This is a genomic window from Arsenophonus endosymbiont of Apis mellifera, from assembly GCF_903968575.1.
GTDB classification, from domain to species: domain Bacteria; phylum Pseudomonadota; class Gammaproteobacteria; order Enterobacterales; family Enterobacteriaceae; genus Arsenophonus; species Arsenophonus apicola.
In genome coordinates, this window is sequence record NZ_CAJCFU010000037.1 from 94892 (window position 1) to 116984 (window position 22093).

At 38.9% G+C, this 22093-nt stretch carries 21 protein-coding genes; 4 read left to right on the top strand and 17 right to left on the bottom strand.

The features are described from left to right. Positions 1–2: 2 nt before the first annotated feature. From yidD to rpmH, 3 genes are read right to left on the bottom strand one after another with little or no spacing between them, the layout of a single operon-like run. A complete protein-coding gene (gene yidD / locus H1X92_RS04865; RefSeq protein ID WP_180559097.1) occupies positions 3–263 on the bottom strand; it encodes a membrane protein insertion efficiency factor YidD in 261 nt (86 codons plus the stop codon). After that, complete coding sequence (rnpA, locus tag H1X92_RS04870; RefSeq protein WP_026822410.1) at positions 227–586, bottom strand: ribonuclease P protein component; 360 nt, start codon at positions 584–586, stop codon at positions 227–229. The genes yidD and rnpA overlap by 37 nt, the downstream gene beginning before the upstream one ends. A gap of 13 nt (positions 587–599) precedes the next feature. Beyond that, entirely contained in the window at positions 600–743 is a 144-nt protein-coding gene (rpmH, locus tag H1X92_RS04875) for a 50S ribosomal protein L34 (RefSeq protein ID WP_004906236.1), read from the bottom strand. A 686-nt stretch (positions 744–1429) separates the two neighbouring features. On the opposite strand from rpmH, the gene dnaA reads away from it, so the two are divergent. Genes dnaA through gyrB form a run of 4 tightly spaced genes read left to right on the top strand, consistent with a single transcriptional unit; the run spans position 1430 to position 7461 of the window. After that, positions 1430–2815 (top strand): chromosomal replication initiator protein DnaA, encoded by a 1386-nt coding sequence (gene dnaA, locus H1X92_RS04880; protein ID WP_180559098.1) that lies wholly within the window; start codon positions 1430–1432, stop codon positions 2813–2815. A gap of 4 nt (positions 2816–2819) precedes the next feature. Next, a complete protein-coding gene (dnaN, locus tag H1X92_RS04885; RefSeq protein WP_180559099.1) occupies positions 2820–3920 on the top strand; it encodes a DNA polymerase III subunit beta in 1101 nt (366 codons plus the stop codon). Between the two features lie 12 nt (positions 3921–3932). Next, positions 3933–5021, top strand: a complete 1089-nt coding sequence (gene recF / locus H1X92_RS04890; RefSeq protein WP_180559100.1) for a DNA replication/repair protein RecF — start codon at positions 3933–3935, stop codon at positions 5019–5021. A gap of 25 nt (positions 5022–5046) precedes the next feature. Then, on the top strand, positions 5047–7461 hold the full coding sequence (gene gyrB / locus H1X92_RS04895; RefSeq protein WP_180559101.1) for a DNA topoisomerase (ATP-hydrolyzing) subunit B: 2415 nt from the start codon (positions 5047–5049) through the stop codon (positions 7459–7461). Between the two features lie 47 nt (positions 7462–7508). On the opposite strand, the gene asd is transcribed toward gyrB, so the two are convergent. The 14 genes from asd to rsmG form a co-directional block, all read right to left on the bottom strand. After that, positions 7509–8624, bottom strand: coding sequence for an aspartate-semialdehyde dehydrogenase (asd, locus tag H1X92_RS04900; protein ID WP_180559102.1), 1116 nt, complete (start codon positions 8622–8624; stop codon positions 7509–7511). A gap of 191 nt (positions 8625–8815) precedes the next feature. After that, positions 8816–10111 (bottom strand): glycoside hydrolase family 10 protein, encoded by a 1296-nt coding sequence (locus tag H1X92_RS04905; protein WP_180559103.1) that lies wholly within the window; start codon positions 10109–10111, stop codon positions 8816–8818. A 301-nt stretch (positions 10112–10412) separates the two neighbouring features. Then, positions 10413–12245 carry a glutamine--fructose-6-phosphate transaminase (isomerizing) gene (glmS, locus tag H1X92_RS04910; protein WP_180559104.1) on the bottom strand — a complete coding sequence of 611 codons (1833 nt, stop codon included), beginning with the start codon at positions 12243–12245 and terminating at the stop codon, positions 10413–10415. Between the two features lie 146 nt (positions 12246–12391). After that, positions 12392–13762: a bifunctional UDP-N-acetylglucosamine diphosphorylase/glucosamine-1-phosphate N-acetyltransferase GlmU gene (gene glmU / locus H1X92_RS04915; RefSeq protein ID WP_180559105.1), complete on the bottom strand. Its 1371-nt coding sequence runs from the start codon at positions 13760–13762 to the stop codon at positions 12392–12394. Positions 13763–13973: 211 nt separating this feature from the next. Beyond that, positions 13974–14390: a F0F1 ATP synthase subunit epsilon gene (locus H1X92_RS04920; protein WP_180559106.1), complete on the bottom strand. Its 417-nt coding sequence runs from the start codon at positions 14388–14390 to the stop codon at positions 13974–13976. 21 nt (positions 14391–14411) lie between these two features. Continuing rightward, complete coding sequence (gene atpD, locus H1X92_RS04925; protein WP_180559107.1) at positions 14412–15794, bottom strand: F0F1 ATP synthase subunit beta; 1383 nt, start codon at positions 15792–15794, stop codon at positions 14412–14414. A gap of 34 nt (positions 15795–15828) precedes the next feature. Next, the gene (atpG, locus tag H1X92_RS04930; RefSeq protein WP_180559108.1) at positions 15829–16692 is read right to left on the bottom strand and encodes a F0F1 ATP synthase subunit gamma; all 864 of its coding nucleotides are present in this window, start codon (positions 16690–16692) and stop codon (positions 15829–15831) included. A gap of 49 nt (positions 16693–16741) precedes the next feature. After that, complete coding sequence (gene atpA / locus H1X92_RS04935; RefSeq protein ID WP_180559109.1) at positions 16742–18283, bottom strand: F0F1 ATP synthase subunit alpha; 1542 nt, start codon at positions 18281–18283, stop codon at positions 16742–16744. A 14-nt stretch (positions 18284–18297) separates the two neighbouring features. Further along, positions 18298–18831, bottom strand: a complete 534-nt coding sequence (gene atpH / locus H1X92_RS04940) for a F0F1 ATP synthase subunit delta (protein ID WP_180559110.1) — start codon at positions 18829–18831, stop codon at positions 18298–18300. A gap of 14 nt (positions 18832–18845) precedes the next feature. Continuing rightward, positions 18846–19316, bottom strand: a complete 471-nt coding sequence (gene atpF / locus H1X92_RS04945; RefSeq protein ID WP_180559111.1) for a F0F1 ATP synthase subunit B — start codon at positions 19314–19316, stop codon at positions 18846–18848. A 59-nt stretch (positions 19317–19375) separates the two neighbouring features. Continuing rightward, positions 19376–19615, bottom strand: a complete 240-nt coding sequence (gene atpE, locus H1X92_RS04950; RefSeq protein ID WP_000429386.1) for a F0F1 ATP synthase subunit C — start codon at positions 19613–19615, stop codon at positions 19376–19378. A gap of 51 nt (positions 19616–19666) precedes the next feature. Continuing rightward, the gene (gene atpB / locus H1X92_RS04955; RefSeq protein WP_180559112.1) at positions 19667–20491 is read right to left on the bottom strand and encodes a F0F1 ATP synthase subunit A; all 825 of its coding nucleotides are present in this window, start codon (positions 20489–20491) and stop codon (positions 19667–19669) included. A gap of 36 nt (positions 20492–20527) precedes the next feature. Next, on the bottom strand, positions 20528–20902 hold the full coding sequence (gene atpI, locus H1X92_RS04960) for a F0F1 ATP synthase subunit I (protein WP_180559113.1): 375 nt from the start codon (positions 20900–20902) through the stop codon (positions 20528–20530). Positions 20903–21465: 563 nt separating this feature from the next. Next, positions 21466–22092 (bottom strand): 16S rRNA (guanine(527)-N(7))-methyltransferase RsmG, encoded by a 627-nt coding sequence (rsmG, locus tag H1X92_RS04965; protein ID WP_180559114.1) that lies wholly within the window; start codon positions 22090–22092, stop codon positions 21466–21468. Between the last annotated feature and the right edge of the window lies 1 nt (position 22093).

Consider the following 22093-nt stretch of genomic DNA (forward strand, 5'->3'; position numbering starts at 1 on the left):
CGTTAATGTTCTCTATTATGGTCATTCTGTCTAGGTGGGACGGGATCGTCACCACCTCTATGTAAAGGATGGCATTTTAATACGCGTTTCATCATTAACCAACCACCTTTTATCAATCCAAATCGAGATAATACTTCGATTCCATATTGTGAGCAGGTGGGGTTGAAACGGCAGCGGGGCCCTAATAATGGACTTATTAGCAATTGATAACCTCTTATTAGCGAGATTAAGAGCCGCGAGCCAAACGACAGTGACGACGCCATAATTTGCCTAATGTTTCGGTGATTTCTTGATTATTCAAATCAGCTACCCCCTTTCTTACTAATATCACAAAATCCATCGAAGGCAACTCATGCTGATGTAAACGAAAATATTCTCTCGTTAGTCGCTTAATGCGATTGCGTTCATGAGCGCGTTTAACATTTTTTTTTGCGATAGTAAGACCAATGCGCGGGTACCCCAGCTCATTTAGGCGTCCAAGAATGGTTATTTCTGGAGAACTCGCCCTTTGTGGCTGCTGAAAGACATAATCAAAATGCCTGGGAGTTAATAATCTTAACTCCCTAGGAAAAGCAAGCATAACCACTTCGATAGGGTTATTACTTTGAAGAAACGGTCAGACGAGCGCGGCCTTTAGCACGACGACGAGCCAAAACCTGACGACCATTTTTAGTGGCCATACGAGCACGGAAACCGTGAGAACGGTTGCGTTTTAGTACGGACGGTTGAAAAGTGCGTTTCATAGCGGTTTCTACCTAACTTAACAAAATAGTTATTATTGATTCAGTAAATTCGTGGGTGACCAGTGGAACAAACAATACTGGTATATCCAATCGTAACAACACCAATATAGCAAAGAGGCAGGATTGTAATAAAATATCTAGCATTACGCAATGCAGGAGACAAATTCGACGCTTTTCTCCCCCATTAGCTACTATAAAACTTAAACTAATACCCTACTTTTCTTTCTTACCAAGCACTGCCAGAAAACTGGAAAAATGATGATATCACACACAAGGTGCAAAATTATACGGATTCTCATAGAAATCTCAAGGATCATTAAAAGATCAAAAAATTATTTAGCTCAAGATAGAGACTAATTGCCAAGTTTGATCTAAAGTTATCTGTTACTAGGTGTTATGTATATCTAATATATGTGCTAGTATTCTTTATGCTTCCTTATTCATTTTATACATCTTGATCCTAAATTTAATCCTGTGGATAAAAAGTGCTAAAACTGTGTAAAAGAGTGAGGATCTTATTCAAATTTTGCGTTATGATCTATTATAGTGTACTGAGATCATAGCTTGTACAAGCTGATATCCTTTATCGCACAAATTTTCGGTAAATCTTTTCTGAGGTATTAACAGTTTTTATTACCTATTAAATTTAATAATTTTCCATTGGTCTTGTTTTAGGGGAGTCCGTCGTGTCATTTTCACTTTGGCAGCAATGTCTTGCCCGATTGCAGGATGAGTTACCTGCCACAGAATTCAGTATGTGGATACGCCCTCTCCAGGCAGAATTGAGTGATAACACATTAGCACTCTATGCTCCTAACCGTTTCGTATTAGATTGGGTAAGAGATAAATACATCAATAATATTAATGAATTATTGAGTGATTTTTGTGGTTCTGATGTGCCTGCATTGAAATTCGAAGTGGGTAATAAACCGCAAATAACGCCAAGCGGTGCTTCAACGCATACCGCAGCAAATAAAACCATTTCGACGCCAATAAATTCAACAATACGTCCTAGTTGGGACAATACACAAGTTCAACCTGAAATCGCCTATCGTTCAAATGTGAACCCTAAGCACACATTCAATAACTTTGTCGAAGGTAAATCAAACCAACTTGCTCGTGCCGCTGCCAGCCAAGTAGCAGACAATCCTGGAGGAGCTTATAATCCACTTTTCCTTTATGGGGGTACAGGATTAGGTAAAACTCACCTGCTTCATGCAGTAGGTAATAACATCATGGCGCGCAAAGCGAATGCCAAAGTAGTTTATATGCATTCTGAGCGTTTTGTCCAAGATATGGTTAAGGCATTACAAAATAATGCTATTGAAGATTTTAAACGTTATTATCGCTCGGTAGATGCATTATTAATTGATGACATTCAATTTTTTGCTAATAAAGAGCGTTCTCAAGAAGAATTTTTTCATACCTTTAATGCTTTACTCGAAGGTAACCAGCAAATCATTCTAACTTCAGATCGCTATCCTAAAGAAATTAATGGGGTTGAAGATCGACTAAAATCTCGTTTTGGCTGGGGATTAACGGTTGCGATTGAACCACCAGAGCTGGAAACACGCGTTGCTATTTTGATGAAAAAAGCCGACGAAAATCAGATCCAATTGCCTGATGAAGTCGCTTTCTTTATTGCTAAACGTTTGCGCTCCAACGTTCGAGAGTTGGAAGGAGCATTGAATCGAGTTATTGCCAACGCTAATTTTACCGGTCGTGCAATTACCATTGATTTTGTTCGCGAAGCATTACGCGACCTACTCGCATTACAAGAAAAACTTGTCACTATCGATAATATTCAAAAAACCGTTGCTGAATATTACAAAATTAAAGTTGCCGACTTGTTATCAAAGCGCCGTTCCCGTTCTGTGGCGCGTCCGAGGCAAATGGCAATGGCATTAGCAAAAGAGCTGACAAACCATAGTTTGCCCGAAATTGGGGATGCCTTTGGTGGACGAGATCATACAACCGTGCTTCATGCTTGTCGAAAAATCGAGCAATTACGGGAAGAAAGTCACGACATCAAAGAGGATTTTTCTAACTTAATCAGAACATTATCATCCTAATGCTATGAAATTTACTATTGAACGTGAACAATTACTCAAACCACTGCAACAAGTCAGTGGTCCTCTTGGTGGGCGCCCTACATTACCTATCTTAGGTAATTTATTACTGCAAGTTAGTGAAAATATACTTTCATTAACGGGTACCGATCTAGAAGTAGAAATGGTCGCAAAGGTGACACTAACACAACCAGGTGAAAATGGTTCAATCACTGTACCTGCTCGTAAATTTTTCGATATTTGGCGTGGGTTACCCGATGGCGCAGAAATCAAGGTCTCACTTGAAGGAGATCGTCTGCTTGTACGCTCTGGCCGTAGCCGTTTTTCGCTTTCGACTCTTCCGGCCGCTGATTTTCCAAACCTGGATGATTGGCAAAGTGAAGTCGAATTTGAATTGCCTCAAACTACCTTAAAACGACTCATTGAAGCTACCCAATTTTCAATGGCACACCAAGATGTGCGCTATTATCTTAATGGCATGCTATTTGAAACTGAAGGACAAGAGTTACGCACTGTCGCTACCGATGGCCATCGTTTAGCTGTCTGTTCACTCAATATTGATAAGGATTTACCAACCCATTCAGTGATTGTTCCTCGCAAAGGGGTGGTAGAATTTATGCGATTACTGGATAGTAGCGACGAGTTACTTAAGTTACAGATTGGTAGTAACAATATTCGAGCTCGTGTGGGTGATTTTATTTTCACCTCCAAACTGGTTGATGGCCGTTTTCCTGATTATCGACGTGTTCTGCCCAAAAATCCGGATAAAACATTGACCGCAGATTGTGATAAACTAAAACAAGCATTTTCACGAGCAGCAATTTTATCTAATGAAAAATTTCGCGGTGTTCGCCTCTATATAAGTGAAAATCAACTTAGAATTACAGCAAACAATCCCGAACAGGAAGAATCCGAAGAGATTGTTGATGTTAATTATCAAAGCCCGATGATAGAAATTGGTTTTAACGTCAGTTATATCCTCGATGTATTAAATACACTAAAATGTGAGCAGGTTAATTTGTTGTTGACTGATTCAAATTCAAGCGTACAAATCGAAGATATGGCCAATAACGCAGCAGCTTATGTTGTTATGCCTATGCGTCTATAATATATAAATTCTATGATGCTTTCGCGTTTACTTATCCGCGACTTTCGTAATATTGAAAGTGCGGATCTATCATTAGCAACGGGTTTTAATTTTTTAATTGGGCCAAATGGCAGTGGAAAAACAAGTATTCTTGAAGCGATCTATACATTAGGGCACGGTAGGGCTTTCCGTAGTATTCAAGCAGCACGAGTCATTCGACATGAACAAGATAATTTTGTTTTACATGGCCGTGTTGTTCCTCTAGAACCTCAATCGCGTGAACTGACTTTGGGGCTAAGTAAAGATCGTAGCGGTGATAGTAAGGTTCGCATTGATGGTAGTGATGGGCATAAAATTGCTGAATTAGCCAAATTATTACCAATGCAATTAATAACCCCTGAAGGCTTTACCTTATTAAATGGCGGCCCTAAATATCGCCGAGCTTTTCTTGACTGGGGATGTTTCCATAATGAACCTCAGTTTTTTGCTGCCTGGTCTGATTTAAAACGGTTATTAAAGCAACGTAATGCAGCATTACGCCAAGTAACACGTTATAATGAGCTTCGTCATTGGGATTATGAACTGATCCCACTGGCACATAAAATAAGCCAATGGCGGGCCAATTATATTGCAGGTATTGCGAAAGATATTGAAAACACCTGTAAACAGTTCTTACCTGAATTTTCACTTAGCATCTCATTTCAACGAGGATGGGATAAAGAAACTGATTATTCAGATATACTAGTAAGGCAATTTGAACGTGACCGAATGCTAACCTATACCGCATTAGGGCCACACAAAGCTGACTTACGGATCCGTGCAGGAGGGATTGCTGTTGAAGATGTTCTATCCCGCGGACAGTTAAAATTACTCATGTGCGCACTAAAATTAGCACAAGGTGAATATTTCACCCAACAGAGTGGGCAACGATGCTTATATCTATTAGACGATTTTGCTTCTGAGTTAGATAAGGATCGCCGTCAATTATTAGCCGAACGGCTTAAAGCGACACAAGCTCAGGTCTTTGTTAGTGCGATTACCATCGCGCAAGTTAAAGATATGTTAGATGGAAATAGCAGGATGTTTTGCGTAAAACATGGCAAAATAGAAGTTCAACCATAGGATCAGAAATTAGCGAGAAACGTTGATGTCGAATACATATGACTCCTCAAGTATCAAGGTATTAAAAGGGCTAGACGCGGTCCGTAAGCGCCCAGGCATGTATATCGGTGATACCGATGATGGTACAGGCCTTCATCACATGGTCTTCGAGGTTGTCGACAACGCTATCGACGAAGCCTTGGCAGGATATTGTACCGATATTATTGTAACTATACATACCGATAACTCCATCTCTGTTCTCGATAATGGCCGAGGTATTCCAACCGATATTCATGAAGAAGAAGGTGTGTCTGCCGCAGAAGTCATCATGACGGTTCTCCATGCTGGAGGCAAATTTGATGATAACTCTTACAAAGTTTCGGGTGGCTTACATGGTGTCGGTGTTTCTGTCGTTAATGCCTTATCAGAAAAATTATCGTTGGTGATCCGTCGTGAAGGAAAAATCCATGAACAGACTTACCAATTAGGTGTTCCACAAGCACCTTTGACAATTTCAGGCGAAACTGATGAACGGGGAACCTATATTCGTTTTTGGCCAAGTTTGGAAACCTTTAAAACTGTTACCGAATTTGAATACGATATTTTGGCAAAACGGTTACGAGAGCTCTCTTTTCTCAATTCCGGTATATCCATTCGTTTAATCGATAAACGTGATAATAAAGAAGACCATTTTCATTATGAAGGTGGAATTAAAGCTTTTGTAGAATATTTAAGCCGGAATAAAACCCCAATTCATCCCAGCGTTTTCTATTTTTCGGCTGAAAAAGAGGGCATTAATGTAGAAATATCCATGCAATGGAATGATGGCTTCCAGGAAAATGTTTATTGCTTTACTAATAATATTCCACAACGAGATGGAGGCACCCATCTGGTTGGTTTCCGTACCGCAATGACACGTACGCTGAACAGTTATATGGATAAAGAAGGTTACCAGAAAAAAGCCAAAGTCAGTGCTACTGGTGATGATGCCCGTGAAGGTTTAATAGCTGTTGTGTCAGTTAAAGTTCCCGATCCAAAATTTTCTTCACAAACAAAAGATAAGCTAGTTTCTTCCGAAGTAAAAACCGTTGTTGAAACATTAATGAATGAGAGGCTGGTCGAATATCTATTAGAAAATCCTAATGACGCCAAAATCGTTGTTAGTAAAATTATTGACGCCGCCCGTGCCCGCGAGGCTGCCCGTAAAGCACGTGAAATGACTCGCCGTAAAGGTGCGCTTGATCTAGCGGGATTACCAGGCAAATTAGCTGACTGCCAGGAACGTGACCCGGCGTTATCGGAACTTTATTTAGTGGAGGGTGATTCTGCAGGCGGTTCTGCCAAACAGGGGCGTAATCGGAAAAATCAGGCAATTTTACCATTAAAAGGTAAAATTCTTAATGTGGAAAAAGCCCGTTTCGATAAAATGCTCTCCTCGCAGGAAGTCGCGACTTTAATAACCGCTTTAGGCTGTGGTATTGGACGCGATGAATATGATCCTGATAAATTACGTTATCATAGCATCATTATCATGACCGATGCCGATGTTGACGGCTCTCATATTCGGACATTGTTATTAACTTTCTTCTATCGTCAGATGCCAGAAATCATCGAGCGAGGCCATGTCTATATTGCACAGCCACCTTTATATAAAGTGAAAAAAGGTAAGCAAGAGCAATATATAAAAGATGATGAAGCCATGAATGAATATTTGATCTCAATCGCATTAGACAATGCCGCTCTCTATGCCAGCCCTCATGCTCCGGCATTGAAAGGCGAGCCATTGGAGAAGTTAATTATTGAATATAATGCGGCGCAGAAAATCATCAAACGATTAGAACGTGTCTATCCACTTGCTTTATTAAATAATCTTATTTATCAACCTACCTTGGTAGAAGATGATTTGAAAGATAAAGCAAAAGTAGAGGATTGGATCAACACATTAGTTAAACGTCTAACTGATAATGAAGAACATGGTAGTACTTATAGCTACCATATCAATGAAAATCATGAACACCAATTATTTGAACCGGTTTTACGTATTAGAACCCATGGCGTTGATACCGATTACAATCTAGATTCGGATTTTATTCATGGTATTGAATATACGCGCATTACTAAAATCGGTCAGCTAATAGGCGATCTGATTGAGGATGGTGCGTATGTGGAAAGAGGGGAACGTCGCCAAACTATTTCATCCTTTGAAGACGCATTGAATTGGTTATCAAAAGAATCACGCCGTGGTTTGATGGTGCAACGCTATAAGGGATTGGGTGAAATGAATCCAGAACAATTATGGGAAACAACTATGAACCCAGATACCCGCCGCATGATGCGTGTTACCGTTAAAGATGCCATCGCAACTGACCAACTATTTACCACACTAATGGGTGATGCAGTTGAGCCACGTAGAGCTTTTATTGAAGAAAACGCATTAAAAGCTGAAAATATCGACATCTAATTTTAAATAACAAAATAAAAGCCCCCTGCCTAACTTGGGGCTTTTTATTAGATAGCTTTATCTAATATTTTTAACATACGGCGTAACGGCTCTGCCGCTCCCCATAATAGCTGATCACCAACCGTAAAAGCGGATAAATATTCTGGCCCCATATTTAATTTACGCAAACGCCCGATCGGAACATTTAGGGTTCCAGTCACTGCCGCAGGAGTTAACTCTTGAATGGTTAATTCACGTTCATTAGGAACAACGTGAACCCAGTCATTATGTGCAGCCAAAATTTGCTCAACATCCACAGTAGCAACATTTTTTTTCAATTTTAAGGTTAATGCCTGGCTATGACAGCGCAATGCGCCAATACGAACACATAAACCATCGACAGGAATAACATGACTAACAGTATTTATAATTTTGTTAGTTTCAGCCTGCCCTTTCCATTCCTCACGGCTTTGACCATTCGGCAGTTGTTTATCTATCCAGGGGATCAAACTACCGGCTAATGGCGCACCAATTGCTTCTGTATTCATTTTCCCGCTACGCGTGAAATCAGTGACTTTTTTCTCGATTGATAAAATCGCCGCCGCCGGATTTTGCAATTCATTAGCAACCTGGGAATGTAACTCACCCATTTGCAGTAATAATTCACGCATATTACGCGCGCCCGCACCAGAAGCCGCCTGATAGGTTGCGACCGAAACCCATTCAATCAAGTTTTCAGCAAATAAACCAGCTAATGCCATTAACATCAAACTAACCGTACAATTACCGCCAACAAAGGTTTTTATCCCTTCATTTAAACCTCTATCAATATGTTGGCGATTCACGGGATCAAGAATAATAATGCTATCCTCTTTCATCCGTAACGAAGATGCTGCATCTATCCAATAACCTGTCCAACCGCTAGCACGTAGTTTAGAGTAAATTTGATCGGTATAGTCGCCCCCCTGACAGCTAATTATTACCTCTAATTCCTTCAGCCTATCAAGATCAAAAGCATCTTGCAGTGTTCCTTGCTGTTGACCATATTTTGGCGCCAGCTCACCATGCTGAGAGGTGGTAAAAAAAACAGGATTGATATTATCAAAATCACCTTCTTCAGCCATTCGTTGCAGCAGTACAGAACCAACCATTCCTCGCCAACCAATAAATCCAACATTTTTCATTTTTGTTATATCCAATCTGAACGTTGAAGCTCAAGTAAAGTTATCGTTATTTATAAACAATAATCGCAAATTGAAATGATTTTCGCCATTCATTAACACTAATTATTTAATAAATAAAAATCTATTTATAACTGATAAAAACAAAAACACCCCTATTAAGGGTGTTTTACTTAAAATAAAGGTAAACAACTTTACTGCGCAGATTGATGCCAACGAGTTCTAAGATATGTTACTGCCTCTTCCGTTTGCGGAGAAGACTGGAGAAGTCCCTCTCTAAATAGGATCTGGCCTTTAATTTCCGGTAATTGATCGTTAAGATCGAGCTGCCTTTTTAGTTCCGGGACACCGCCGTCAAGCGACCAATCAGGCTCCACCTGAGATGGCACGCCAACTTTATACAATGCCATTCCAATATACAATTTAGTGTTAGTCGATCTCACTACATCAGCCCACCATTTTGCGATCACATCATATCGCACAATTTCGCGGGCAAAAGGCCAGTAAATCTGTGGGGCGATATAATCTAATAAACCTTCTTTTACCCATAGTCGGGTATCAGCATAGGCTTTGTCATGAGTAGGTCCACCCGCCTTAGTATCAGAGCCTCGTGGATCATCTGAAATATTTCGCCAAACACCGCCAGGACTGATACCAAATTCAATGTTGGGTTTTAACGCACGGACTGTTGAAGAAACCTCTCGAATCAACAACAAAGTATTATTTCTTCGCCAACTGGCTTTATCTAAAAATCCCTGACCATATTGTTGAAATGTTGTATCATCATTAAGTTTGGAAGTAGGTGTTTCATAATAGAAATAATCATCAAACTGAATTCCATCAATATCATAGTTTCTAACTATTTCAGCCACAATACTGGTGATCCAATTACGAACCTCTGGTAAGCCTGGATCAAGCACAAAACGGTCGTAGGCAGTACGTATCCAATCTTTATGTAAAACATAAACACTTGCAGGTGGAGAAGAAAGCGTCTTTTGCAGTGAAGCAATAGTTTCTGGTTGCTTATCCATTGAAACGCGGTAGGGATTTAACCAAGCATGTATTTTTAAATTTCTTTTATGCGCCTCAGCAATAATAAACGCTAACGGATCATATCCTGGGTCTTTACCGACTACACCTGTAAGCATGTCAGACCAAGGGAGAATATGAGAACGATAAAGCGCTGTACCATCGGGTTTAACCTGAAAAAAAACGGTGTTAATGCCTATTTTTACTAAATTATCCAGTTTATCAGTTAGCTCTTTTTTCTGTACTTCAATTCTACGCTGATCTGAATCAAGGTTAACCGATGAAAGGGAGGGCCAATCAAGTCGAGATACGGTCGTTAACCATACACCACGTACAGGTATCTCTGCTTTAATCGTTGTTTTCTGCTCATCAGGGACTTTTTTATTGTTACAACCAACGACTAAAAACAAGCAAAATAATGAAGTAATAAACCACCCTATCCCCTTTAATCGTAATCGCATCCTTCATTCCTTATTTTGTTATCGTTCAGAGCTCGATAAATTGTGAGTATTATATAATTGATGGTATTATATTAATGACCTTATTAAATATAAAAATATTTATTTTCGGTAATCAATAATCAAAATAACGTAATAATAATATTTTAGCTTGCTATTTTTTAATCTTATAAAAAAATACGCTAGAGCAAAGCGCATTTTTCAGTATAAAATTGGTAACAAAATGTAAAAATAAAAGCTATCTCAGTCTATTATATTTAATAATTTACTGACGATAGCCTAAATACCAATATTTGAATCGAACTCACTCAACAGTCACAGATTTGGCTAAATTTCTTGGTTGATCAACATCCGTGCCTTTGATTAAGGCTACATAATAAGATAATAATTGTAGTGGAATGGTATAAAATATCGGGGCAATTAACTCTTCGACATGGGGTAATGGGATAATTTTCATATTTTCACTGTCAACAAAACCGGCATCTTTATCAGCAAAAACATAAAGAGATCCTCCTCGGGCACGAACTTCTTCTACATTAGATTTAAGCTTTTCTAGTAATTCATTATTCGGCGCAATAATAATCACGGGCATATCGGCATCAATCAAGGCTAGTGGGCCATGTTTCAACTCACCAGCTGCATAAGCTTCGGCATGAATATAAGAAATCTCTTTTAGCTTTAACGCTCCTTCAACCGCTATCGGAAATTGATCACCACGACCCAAAAAAAGAGCATGATTTTTATCAGAAAAATCTTCTGCTAAAACTTCAATTATTTTTTCTTGCGATAACATACTGTCAATACGTGCAGGTAGGGCATGTAATGCGTGCACAATATCACGCTCAAGAGCAATATTTTTATCTTTTAAGCGGCTCAGATAAGCAACCAACAATAATAAAACCGTCAATTGGGTGGTAAACGCTTTGGTGGATGCTACGCCAATTTCTGCACCAGCTTTTGTCATTAACGCAAAATCTGATTCACGAACTAAAGAAGAACCGAAAACATTACATATTGCCAACGATGCCAGATAACCAAGCTCTTTCGATAATCTTAATGCAGCTAAAGTATCGGCGGTTTCACCGGATTGAGAAAGCGTGATCAATAAACTATTTTTCCGCCGTGCCGGTTTTCGATAACGGAATTCAGAAGCAATTTCAACATCACAGGGTATACCCGCTAAAGATTCAAGCCAATAACGAGCAACCATTCCGGCATTATATGAAGTCCCACAAGCAATAATTTGAATATGTTCAACCTGAGATAATAGATTTTGGGCTTTTTTTTCTAATTCGGTAAAAATAACACTATCATGCTGATCAAAGCGACCTTCTAAGGTATTTTTTATTGCTAAAGGCTGTTCATAGATCTCTTTTTGCATATAGTGGCGATAAATTCCTTTATCACCAGCATCATACTGAACATTGGATTCTATAGATTCCCGTTCAACTTCAATGCCTTGCTGATCAAAAATTCGCACTGTTCGACGAGTCACTTCAGCAATATCACCTTCCTCCAAGTAGATAAAGCGACGTGTAACCGGCAAAAGCGCTAATTGATCAGATGCTAGAAAATTTTCACCAACACCTAAACCTATAATTAAAGGACTACCCGAACGAGCAGCCACTAGTAATCCAGGAGTACGGCTATCCATAATGACAGTACCATAAGCGCCTTTTAACTGGGGGATAACTCGCTGTACCACTTCAAGCAAAGTGCCACCTTTTTGTAATTCCCAATGGGTTAAATGTGCAATAACCTCAGTATCAGTTTCTGAAGTAAAAACATATTTTTGTTTTTTAAGTTGTTCACGCAGTTCTTGATAATTCTCAATAATTCCATTGTGAACAACCGCAATATATTCCGATGTATGCGGATGAGCATTTTTTTTGCTTGGCTGACCATGAGTGGCCCAACGAGTATGGGCAATACCTGTGCCGCCAATCACCGCATGTTTTTCCACTTCATCAGCTAGGATCTGAACTTTACCGGTTTCACGTAATCGTGTCAGATTCGCTTTATCATCAACCACGGCTAAACCGGCAGAGTCATAACCTCGATACTCCAGTCGACGAAGCCCTTCAATAAGAATTTCAGCTATATCACGTTGTGCTACTGCACCAACAATTCCACACATCGATTTTCATTCCAAAATAGAGGAGCATATTGCTCTTATGCTGTCGTAACCTGATTAATATATTCGGTTTTACCGTTCCCAAAGCCTGTGGATATTGGGTTTATTCTTTATAAAATAGATGATCAATCGTCATTATTTATTTGTGACTATTTTTTCTTTACCGGGCGTTGCCAATTGAGTATATGCCGCTGTTTAATACGACTAATAACAAGTTCATTTTCTTTAACATCGTTAGTTAAAGTCGTTCCTGCACCAATAGTTGCCCCGTTAGCAATGGTAACCGGAGCAATTAATTGCGTGTCAGAGCCAACGAAAACATTATCACCAATAGTGGTTTTAAATTTATTAGCCCCATCATAATTGCATGTTATTGTTCCTGCGCCAATATTAACATCAGCACCAATTTCAGCGTCGCCTAAATAACTTAAATGACCAGCCTTAGAGCCCTCACCTAAAGCGGCGTTTTTAACCTCAACAAAATTACCAACATGCACTTTATCTGCCAGCTTAGTTCCCGGACGTAAACGAGCAAAAGGGCCAACAGTACAGGCGGTAGATAATTCTGCCCCTTCTATAACTGAGTAAGGGCTAATAATTGAATTATCATCAATAGTACAATTTTTTAATATACAGCCGGCATGAATATGTACATTGTTACCCAGTACAACATCCCCTTCAATAATAACATTAGTATCGATAATTACATTACGCCCGTGCTTTAATGTCCCACGCAAATCAAAACGAGCAGGATCAATAATCATAACACCCGCTAATAATAATCTTTCTGCCTGTTCTTGTTGATAAATACGTTCAAGCGCTGAAAGCTGTAAACAGTTATTCACTCCTTCCATTTCACTCAATTTGATAGGATGAACAGCATTTATTTTACAACCTTCTTCATGTGCCAATGAAATGATATCGGTTACATAATATTCGTTTTGCGCATTGTTATTATTAAGCTTTTTCAGCCATCGTTTTAAATCACCACCATTAGCAACTAATATACCGGTATTAATTTCGTTAATTTTAACTTGTTCTTCTGTTGCATCTTTTTGTTCAACAATACCAATTACTTGGCCTCTTTCACGAATAATACGCCCATATCCGGTCGGTTCATTAACGATTGCCGTCAATAACCCTATTCCTCCGTCGGGCTTAGCGTCTATTAATCGTTCAAGTGTTTCTTTTGTGATCAGTGGAGAATCACCGTAAAGCATGAGGATATCTTCATTATCAGCAAAATAAGGTGCTGCTTGCTGCATTGCATGCCCGGTTCCTAATTGTTCTGCCTGTAAGATCCAATTAACAGGTTGATTAGCTAAAGCTAATTTAATTAAATCAGCACCATGACCATAAACTAAATGAATATTAACGGCCCCAAGTGATAATGACGTGTCAATAACATGCTGTATCATTGGTTTGCCAGCCAGGGGATGTAAAACTTTAGGTAAGTCAGAATACATGCGAGTACCTTTTCCCGCCGCGAGGATCACAACACTTTTTGCGTTCATAGACATAAAAACCTAATAACTCCATCAGTTAGGTAAAAGTAAAACTATTTATTGAACAAATTACTACATATTTCGTTCAAATAAAAAAGCTTACTATCTATATAAAAGAAAAGGAGCGAAACATAAATAAATTGTCTCACTCCCTGTATTTACCTAATTTTTATAAAAATAATTGTAAAGAGACAACTATTTTTTTTAATAATTACTTAGGATTATCTCATTTTTTCATCAGCTCGATGACACGTAATTTAGCAATTGCTTTCGCTAATTCAGCCGATGCTTGAGCATAATCGACATCAGCATGGGCTTTACGAATATGCTCTTCCGCTTTACGTTTAGATTCTAATGCCTTAGCTTCATCCAAATCCTTGCCACGGATTGCTGTATCAGCCAATACAATAACACCATTTGGTTGAACTTCAAGGATACCACCAGAAAGATAGATCAATTCTTCTTCATTAAACTGTTTAGTAATACGTATCATACCAGGCTTAATGGCAGTTAACAGCGGCGTATGTTGTGGATAGATCCCCAATTCCCCTTCGCTGCCTGTCACCTGAATTTTCTGGACAAGGCCGTCAAACATCTGCTTTTCAGCGCTTACCACAACCAGATGGTATGTCATTGCAGCCATATTAACCTCCCACCAGCGACATTATAAACTTTTCGCTTTTTCTACCGCTTCTTCGATAGTACCTACCATATAGAACGCTTGTTCAGGCAGATGATCATAATCACCATTCAAAATACCTTTAAAGCCATGGATAGTATCTTTTAAAGAAACAAATTTTCCCGGTGAACCGGTGAAAACTTCAGCCACAAAGAATGGCTGAGATAGGAAGCGCTGGATTTTACGAGCACGCGCAACAACCAACTTATCTTCTTCAGATAGCTCATCCATTCCCAGAATCGCAATGATATCTTTCAATTCTTGATAACGCTGTAAAATAGACTGAACACCACGTGCTACGTCATAATGCTCTTGTCCTACAACCAATGGATCAAGCTGCCGACTAGTTGAGTCCAATGGATCAACTGCAGGATAAATACCTAATGACGCAATTTGACGACTAAGAACAACCGTTGCATCCAGATGAGCAAAAGTCGTTGCTGGTGAAGGATCGGTCAAATCATCGGCAGGAACATATACTGCTTGAACAGAGGTAATAGAACCCGCTTTAGTTGATGTAATACGCTCCTGTAATACACCCATCTCTTCCGCTAAGGTAGGTTGATAACCTACTGCCGAAGGCATACGACCTAGTAAGGCCGACACTTCTGTTCCTGCTAATGTATAGCGATAGATGTTGTCGATAAATAACAATACATCCCGTCCTTCATCACGAAACTTCTCAGCAATCGTCAATCCAGTTAACGCAACACGTAGACGGTTTCCAGGTGGTTCATTCATCTGACCATAAACCAGAGAAACTTTATCCAATACATTTGAATCTGTCATTTCGTGATAGAAATCATTACCTTCACGAGTCCGCTCGCCGACACCGGCAAAAACAGAATAACCGGAATGCTCAATCGCAATATTACGAATAAGTTCCATCATATTTACTGTTTTACCAACACCTGCACCACCAAATAATCCTACTTTACCCCCTTTAGCAAATGGGCAAATAAGATCCATAACTTTGATACCGGTTTCGAGTAATTCTGTTGAATTAGATAAATCTTCATAACTGGGTGCGGCACGATGAATAGCCCAACGTTCTTCTTCACCGATATCACCTTTCATATCGATAGGATCACCTAGCACATTCATGATGCGCCCCAAGGTCGCTTTACCGACAGGCACTTCAATTGGGTGAGCTAAATCAACAACGTCTAAACCACGTCTTAAACCATCAGAAGTCCCCATCGCAATGCAACGAACAACGCCGCCACCTAATTGCTGCTGAACTTCTAAAATTAGTTTTTCTTTACCATTTATTACCTCAAGCGCGTCGTACACTTTAGGTACCGCATCTTGAGGAAATTCGACATCCACTACGGCGCCGATTACCTGGATAATCTTTCCAGTAGCCATCTTGAATCCTCTACGTAATTCGTAAATCTAACCATCAAACTGCGGCAGCTCCCGAAACTATTTCGGTAAGTTCCTGAGTAATACTGGCTTGACGAGCCTTATTGTAAACCAACTGCAACTCCTTGATCAGGTTACCACCATTATCAGTAGCAGCTTTCATTGCTACCATTCGAGCAGCCTGTTCACTAGCTAAGTTTTCAACGACGCTCTGATAAACCTGTGATTCGATATAACGACGCAGCAGGGTATCCATTAGTGTCTTAGGATCAGGTTCATATAAATAATCCCAAGATTTCTTTTTCAATGTTTCATCATCACCCGCAGGTAGAGGCAATAATTGAGTAATAGTTGGTACTTGAGTCATGGTATTAACAAATTTGTTAGTTACCACATACAACTTATCTAGACGCCCTTCATCATATGCTTCTAACATAATTTTCACGGGACCGATAAGATCGGACAGAGAAGGATCATCTCCCATTCCGGTTACCTGAGCAACGATATTACCACCAACTGAATTAAAGAATGAAACTGCTTTAGAACCAATTAATGCCAGATCAACCTGAACACCCTTATCAGTCCACATTTTCATTTCTGTCAGTAATTTTTTAAATAAATTAATATTTAAGCCACCACATAAACCACGATCAGTTGAAACAATTAAATAACCAATACGTTTAACATCACGTTCTTTAAGATAGGGATGTTTATATTCCAGATTACCTAACGCTAAGTGGCCAATTACACTGCGCATAGTTTCTGCATAAGGACGACTAGCTGCCATACGATCCTGTGTTTTGCGCATTTTGGATGCGGCAACCATCTCCATCGCTTTAGTGATCTTTTGTGTGTTCTGTACACTACCAATCTTAGAACGTATCTCTTTTGCGCCCGCCATTTCAGCTCCTCCTTATTAACCAAACGGTCTCAATAAAGGCCGAATAGAATTACCAGGATTGAGTTGCTTTAAAAGAATCGAGCAACGCATTTAACTTAGCTTTGATTTCATCGTTATATTTACCTGTCTGATCAATTTCTTTCAGCAAGATAGAATGCTCACGAGTAGCATAAGCCAGCAATGACGTCTCAAAATCACCAATTTTTGCTAGTTCAACATCTTCCAGATAACCACGTTCAGCAGCAAATAAAGATAACGCCTGCTGCGCAACTGACATTGGTGCATACTGTTTTTGTTTCAACAATTCAGTAACTTTCTGTCCGTGATTAAGTTGCTTACGGGTCGCATCATCTAAATCAGAAGCAAATTGTGAAAATGCAGCTAACTCGCGATACTGTGCCAACGCGGTACGAATGCCACCAGATAATTTTTTGATAATCTTAGTCTGAGCCGCGCCACCTACACGTGATACTGAAATTCCTGGGTTAACTGCCGGGCGAATCCCCGCATTAAACAAGTTAGACTCCAAGAAAATTTGCCCATCGGTGATTGAAATAACATTAGTGGGTACGAATGCTGAAACATCACCTGCTTGAGTTTCGATAATCGGTAATGCCGTTAATGAACCCGTTTTGCCTTTTACTTCACCATTAGTAAATTTTTCAACGTATTCAGCATTAACACGCGCAGCACGCTCGAGTAAACGAGAATGGAGATAAAAAACATCACCCGGGTAAGCTTCACGTCCAGGAGGACGCCGTAGCAATAGCGAAATTTGTCGATAAGCAACCGCTTGTTTGGAGAGATCATCATAAATAATTAATGCATCCTCGCCACGATCCCTAAAATATTCACCCATTGCACAGCCAGCGTATGGCGCAAGGTATTGTAATGCAGCAGATTCAGAAGCGGTAGCAACAGCAACTATCGTATTCTCGAGTGCACCGTGCTCTTCTAGTTTACGTACCACATTAGCAATAGTTGAGGCTTTTTGCCCAATTGCTACATAAATACATTTTATTTCTGTATCACGCTGATTAATAATGGCATCAACAGCTAATGCCGTTTTACCGGTTTGGCGATCACCAATGATTAATTCACGTTGACCACGTCCAATAGGAATCATAGCATCAACCGATTTGTATCCTGTTTGTACAGGTTGATCAACCGATTGACGATCAATAACGCCAGGTGCAATAACTTCAACGGCAGAGAACCCATCGTGCTCAACAGGCCCTTTACCATCAATAGGTTCACCCAGCGTATTAACAACTCGCCCAAGTAATCCTCTACCTACAGGTACTTCAAGAATACGACCTGTACACTTGACTTTCATACCTTCTGCTAAGTCGGCATAGGGTCCCATGACTACGGCACCAACTGAGTCACGCTCTAAATTGAGTGCAATAGCATAACGATTACCAGGTAATGCGATCATTTCACCTTGCATAACTTCAGCTAAACCGTGTATGCGGATGATCCCATCATTAACAGAAACAATTGTACCTTCATTGTGAGCTTCACTCACTACATCAAACTGAGCAATACGTTGCTTGATCAGTTCACTGATTTCGGTGGAATTCAGTTGCATATGCTCCAATCCCCTTAAGACTGCAAGACGTCAGTTAAACGCTCAATACGACCACGCACGCTACCATCAATAACCAGGTCTCCGGCGCGGATAATGACTCCTGCGATAACAGACTTATCAATTTTGCAATTCAGCTTAACTTTACGTGACAGACGTTTTTCCATCGCTGCAGAAATTTTAAATTGCTGTTTTTCATTTAGCTCAGTGGCAGAAATGACGTCAATATCAACGGTTGACACCAGAAAAGCGCGTAATTGTATGAATTGCTTCAAAACCTCTGGTAACGTACTAAGACGCCCGTTTTCAGCCATAATGCGAATTAGATTTCGAACATGTTCATCGATTTCATCACCACAAATAGTGATAAATGTTTTCGCTAATGTTTCTGGCGCTATTGAACCAGAAAGCAGCTCACCTATTTGTTGATTACGGGTTGCTTCAGCAATAAAACTGAGCATATTTTGCCATTTATCAACACACTGGTTTTCTACAGCAAAATCAAAAGCTGCTTTGGCATAGGGGCGAGCAACCGTAGTAATTTCAGACATGCCCCTTTCCTCCTTTACAGTTCGTTGACCAATTTATCAACGATGTCGCTATTAGCAGCTACATCAACGGAACGTTCAATTATTTTTTCTGCACCTGAAATAGCTAACATAGCAACTTGTTTACGTAACTCTTCACGTGCACGCTTACGCTCAGCATCAATTTCAATCTGCGCCTGAGCAACGATCTTGTTACGTTCAGTTTCAGCTTCAGCTTTAGCCTCTTCAATCATTTGAGCTCGTTGCTTATTAGCTTGATCAATAATGATTTTTGCTTCTGCTTTTGCTTTTCTCAGTCGTTCGGTCGCATCAGCTTTCGCCAAGTCCAAGTTTTTTTTCGCTCGCTCTGCAGAAGATAAACCATCAGCAATTTCTTTTTGACGTTTTTCAATCGCCGCCATGATTGGTGGCCATACATACTTCATACAAAACAAAACAAACAGGACAAATGCAATAGCCTGGCCGAGGATTGTCGCATTAAGATTCATCGCACAATACCTCTTTAAAAATTAACATATTAATGTTCTTTCCCATTTAGCTTGCATTATCAAGCAACTGCGAACATCACATATAGCCCTAGACCAACAGCAATCATCGGAATGGCATCAACTAAGCCCATAACAATAAAGAACTGCGTACGTAATAGAGGAATCAAATCTGGCTGGCGAGCAGCGCCTTCTAAGAATTTTCCTCCCAGGATGCCGATACCAATTGCAGCACCAATCGCTGCTAATCCCATCATTACAGCGGCAGCCATGTACAGCAGATCCATATTTAGGTTTTCCATGACAGTCTCCAGTTTGTTTCAGTTAAATAAATATCAATTCGTAAGTTGAAATTAATGTTCTTCTGACGCCATCGATAAATAAACGATGGTTAGAACCATAAAAATAAAGGCTTGCAACGTAATAATCAGTATATGGAAAATCGCCCAAGGTAGGTTAAGTATCCACTGTGACCACCAAGGCAACAAAGCCGCAATAAGAATGAAGATCAATTCACCTGCATACATATTACCGAATAATCGTAAACCTAAAGATACTGGTTTAGACAGCAGGCTAACACCTTCTAAAATCAAATTGACAGGAATGAAAATAGGATGATTGAATGGTTGTAAAGTTAACTCTTTCGTAAATCCACTTAATCCTTTCATTTTGATACTGTAGAAAATGATCAAGATAAATACACCAATCGCCATTGACATAGTAATGCTTACATCCGCGGTTGGAACAACACGCAATGCAGGCAATCCCAGGTAATGTTCTCCTATATAGGGAAGTAAATCGATTGGCAACAAATCCATGGTATTCATTAACAACACCCAAACAAACACCGTCAACGCTAAAGGTGCAATGACTTTGCTCTTACCATGATACATATCACGAACGGTATTATCGACAAAACCGATAACTAATTCTATTGCAGTTTGTAATTTACCAGGTACGCCACTGGTTGCATTAATGGCAATTTTTCTAAAGAGCCACAAGAAGATGATTCCAAGGACAACTGAGAAAAAAAGCGAGTCAATATTTAACGTCCAAAACGTTGGATCATTGTTGTTATGGGGATCAACTAATTTGAAGGTACGCAGGTCCAACTGAAGATTATTTAGATGGTGTCCTATGTAACTTCCCGCAGTCATCACTTCTCCTGATGCAGACATGATGTCTTTTACCCTTTTGTTGTTTAAAAATGCTCACTATCTAATTACAACTGGTGTAATGATGTGAATAATCAACATAGCTAAATAGGTCAAACCTAATGGCAAAAATTCTGCTTTAAATATACTCAAAGCAATTACCAACACAGTTATTGTTATAATAACTTTGACTCCCTCACCAATGGTAAAAAACCATGCAATGTGAATAGGAACATCTTTTTTCACTGCCTTTTGATAACGTATTAACAGCATAAACAAAGCATTAGGTAACCAACATGCGAACCCACCCGCAAAAGCAGATAAGCACCATTCTACACTATTCATGTAGAAAGCCATACTCAGGATTACAAGCGCCATTAACTGAAATAACAACAGTTTTAAAGCAATTTTACCGTTGTAGAGGGATACAGACATGACTCTTATTTTTTCTCCCAGTATTTTAAATCTTTAATTGCTGAGTGCGTATAAAACTGTCTTTGTTCAAGAGTGTCAAGAGACAAAAACCTGCAAATTATACGGCCCCTAAAAATGAATTCAATCTATAAGTAGCGAAAACGTGAACAAATATTTAAATTTTTCGATCCAACACGAAAATAAACAAATTTAAGTCAATTTAATTACTATTATTTAATTATATTAATTTTGGAAATATGATCTTTATCACATTTCAATATGGTTATTTATTTACTTAAAAAAAAATCGAATAAAAAAATTGAAAAATCAAAGATAAAAAATTATTTCTGAAATACTAATTATTTTTTTATTGAAAATAAATAGGAAAAATACATTTAGATATTTTTATGTAACTAATTAATAATGTAAGAATACAATAAATTTATCATCTCTTTCAGTTACTAATATGTAACAGAAAAGTTAACATCATTTCTTTTTAAAATTTTAATATAAAAATTACAGTAACATTTAAAAATTTATTTTTTATGACCAAAAAATGTCACTTTTTTTGATCAAAAACAATATTAATTGAACCCCAACATCACTAAATGTCGCTGTTCATCGAGGCCAGGTACATCCAATGAAATAATTTTATTTAGCTTAAAATTAGCTGGAAAAGTTGATATTTCATTTGTGGAAAGTGTTCCTTTAAGTGCATAGAATTGCCCTCCGTTTTGCTTTGGAAGATGCTGACACCAAGAAAGCATATCCTGCAATGAAGCAAATGCCCGGCTTATAATGCCATCAAATTTTTCTACCGGTTGGTATTGTTCAACTCGTTTTTGGATAGGCTCTATGTTTTTAAGCATCAATTCATGTTGTATTTGTCGTAAAAATCTGACTCGTTTTCCCAAACTATCTAACAGTGTGAAATGAGCATTCGGGCGAACAATAGCAAGTGGTATACCCGGTAATCCAGGGCCTGTTCCAACATCAATAAATCGTTTACCAACAAGATATTTATCTACAATTATGCTATCTAAAATATGACGAATAATCATTTGTTCAGGTGATCTAACTGAAGTTAAATTATATGTTTTATTCCATTTATTTAATAATTCAATATAGGCAATTAGCTGCTGTATTTGCTGATTTGTCAAAATAATATCTGTTTTATCTAATAAAGTTTTAAAATAGGTTATTAAGCTCATT

Excerpts from the sequence above, each read along its gene's own strand:
- yidD (WP_180559097.1), bottom strand. The coding sequence starts at position 263 with ATGGCGTCGTCACTGTCGTTTGGCTCGCGGCTCTTAATCTCGCTAATA.
- rpmH (WP_004906236.1), bottom strand. The coding sequence starts at position 743 with ATGAAACGCACTTTTCAACCGTCCGTACTAAAACGCAACCGTTCTCAC.
- dnaN (WP_180559099.1), top strand. The coding sequence starts at position 2,820 with ATGAAATTTACTATTGAACGTGAACAATTACTCAAACCACTGCAACAA.
- recF (WP_180559100.1), top strand. The coding sequence starts at position 3,933 with ATGATGCTTTCGCGTTTACTTATCCGCGACTTTCGTAATATTGAAAGT.
- gyrB (WP_180559101.1), top strand. The coding sequence starts at position 5,047 with ATGTCGAATACATATGACTCCTCAAGTATCAAGGTATTAAAAGGGCTA.
- asd (WP_180559102.1), bottom strand. The coding sequence starts at position 8,624 with ATGAAAAATGTTGGATTTATTGGTTGGCGAGGAATGGTTGGTTCTGTA.
- H1X92_RS04905 (WP_180559103.1), bottom strand. The coding sequence starts at position 10,111 with ATGCGATTACGATTAAAGGGGATAGGGTGGTTTATTACTTCATTATTT.
- glmS (WP_180559104.1), bottom strand. The coding sequence starts at position 12,245 with ATGTGTGGAATTGTTGGTGCAGTAGCACAACGTGATATAGCTGAAATT.
- glmU (WP_180559105.1), bottom strand. The coding sequence starts at position 13,762 with ATGTCTATGAACGCAAAAAGTGTTGTGATCCTCGCGGCGGGAAAAGGT.
- H1X92_RS04920 (WP_180559106.1), bottom strand. The coding sequence starts at position 14,390 with ATGGCTGCAATGACATACCATCTGGTTGTGGTAAGCGCTGAAAAGCAG.
- atpD (WP_180559107.1), bottom strand. The coding sequence starts at position 15,794 with ATGGCTACTGGAAAGATTATCCAGGTAATCGGCGCCGTAGTGGATGTC.
- atpG (WP_180559108.1), bottom strand. The coding sequence starts at position 16,692 with ATGGCGGGCGCAAAAGAGATACGTTCTAAGATTGGTAGTGTACAGAAC.
- atpA (WP_180559109.1), bottom strand. The coding sequence starts at position 18,283 with ATGCAACTGAATTCCACCGAAATCAGTGAACTGATCAAGCAACGTATT.
- atpH (WP_180559110.1), bottom strand. The coding sequence starts at position 18,831 with ATGTCTGAAATTACTACGGTTGCTCGCCCCTATGCCAAAGCAGCTTTT.
- atpF (WP_180559111.1), bottom strand. The coding sequence starts at position 19,316 with ATGAATCTTAATGCGACAATCCTCGGCCAGGCTATTGCATTTGTCCTG.
- atpE (WP_000429386.1), bottom strand. The coding sequence starts at position 19,615 with ATGGAAAACCTAAATATGGATCTGCTGTACATGGCTGCCGCTGTAATG.
- atpB (WP_180559112.1), bottom strand. The coding sequence starts at position 20,491 with ATGTCTGCATCAGGAGAAGTGATGACTGCGGGAAGTTACATAGGACAC.
- atpI (WP_180559113.1), bottom strand. The coding sequence starts at position 20,902 with ATGTCTGTATCCCTCTACAACGGTAAAATTGCTTTAAAACTGTTGTTA.
- rsmG (WP_180559114.1), bottom strand. The coding sequence starts at position 22,092 with ATGAGCTTAATAACCTATTTTAAAACTTTATTAGATAAAACAGATATT.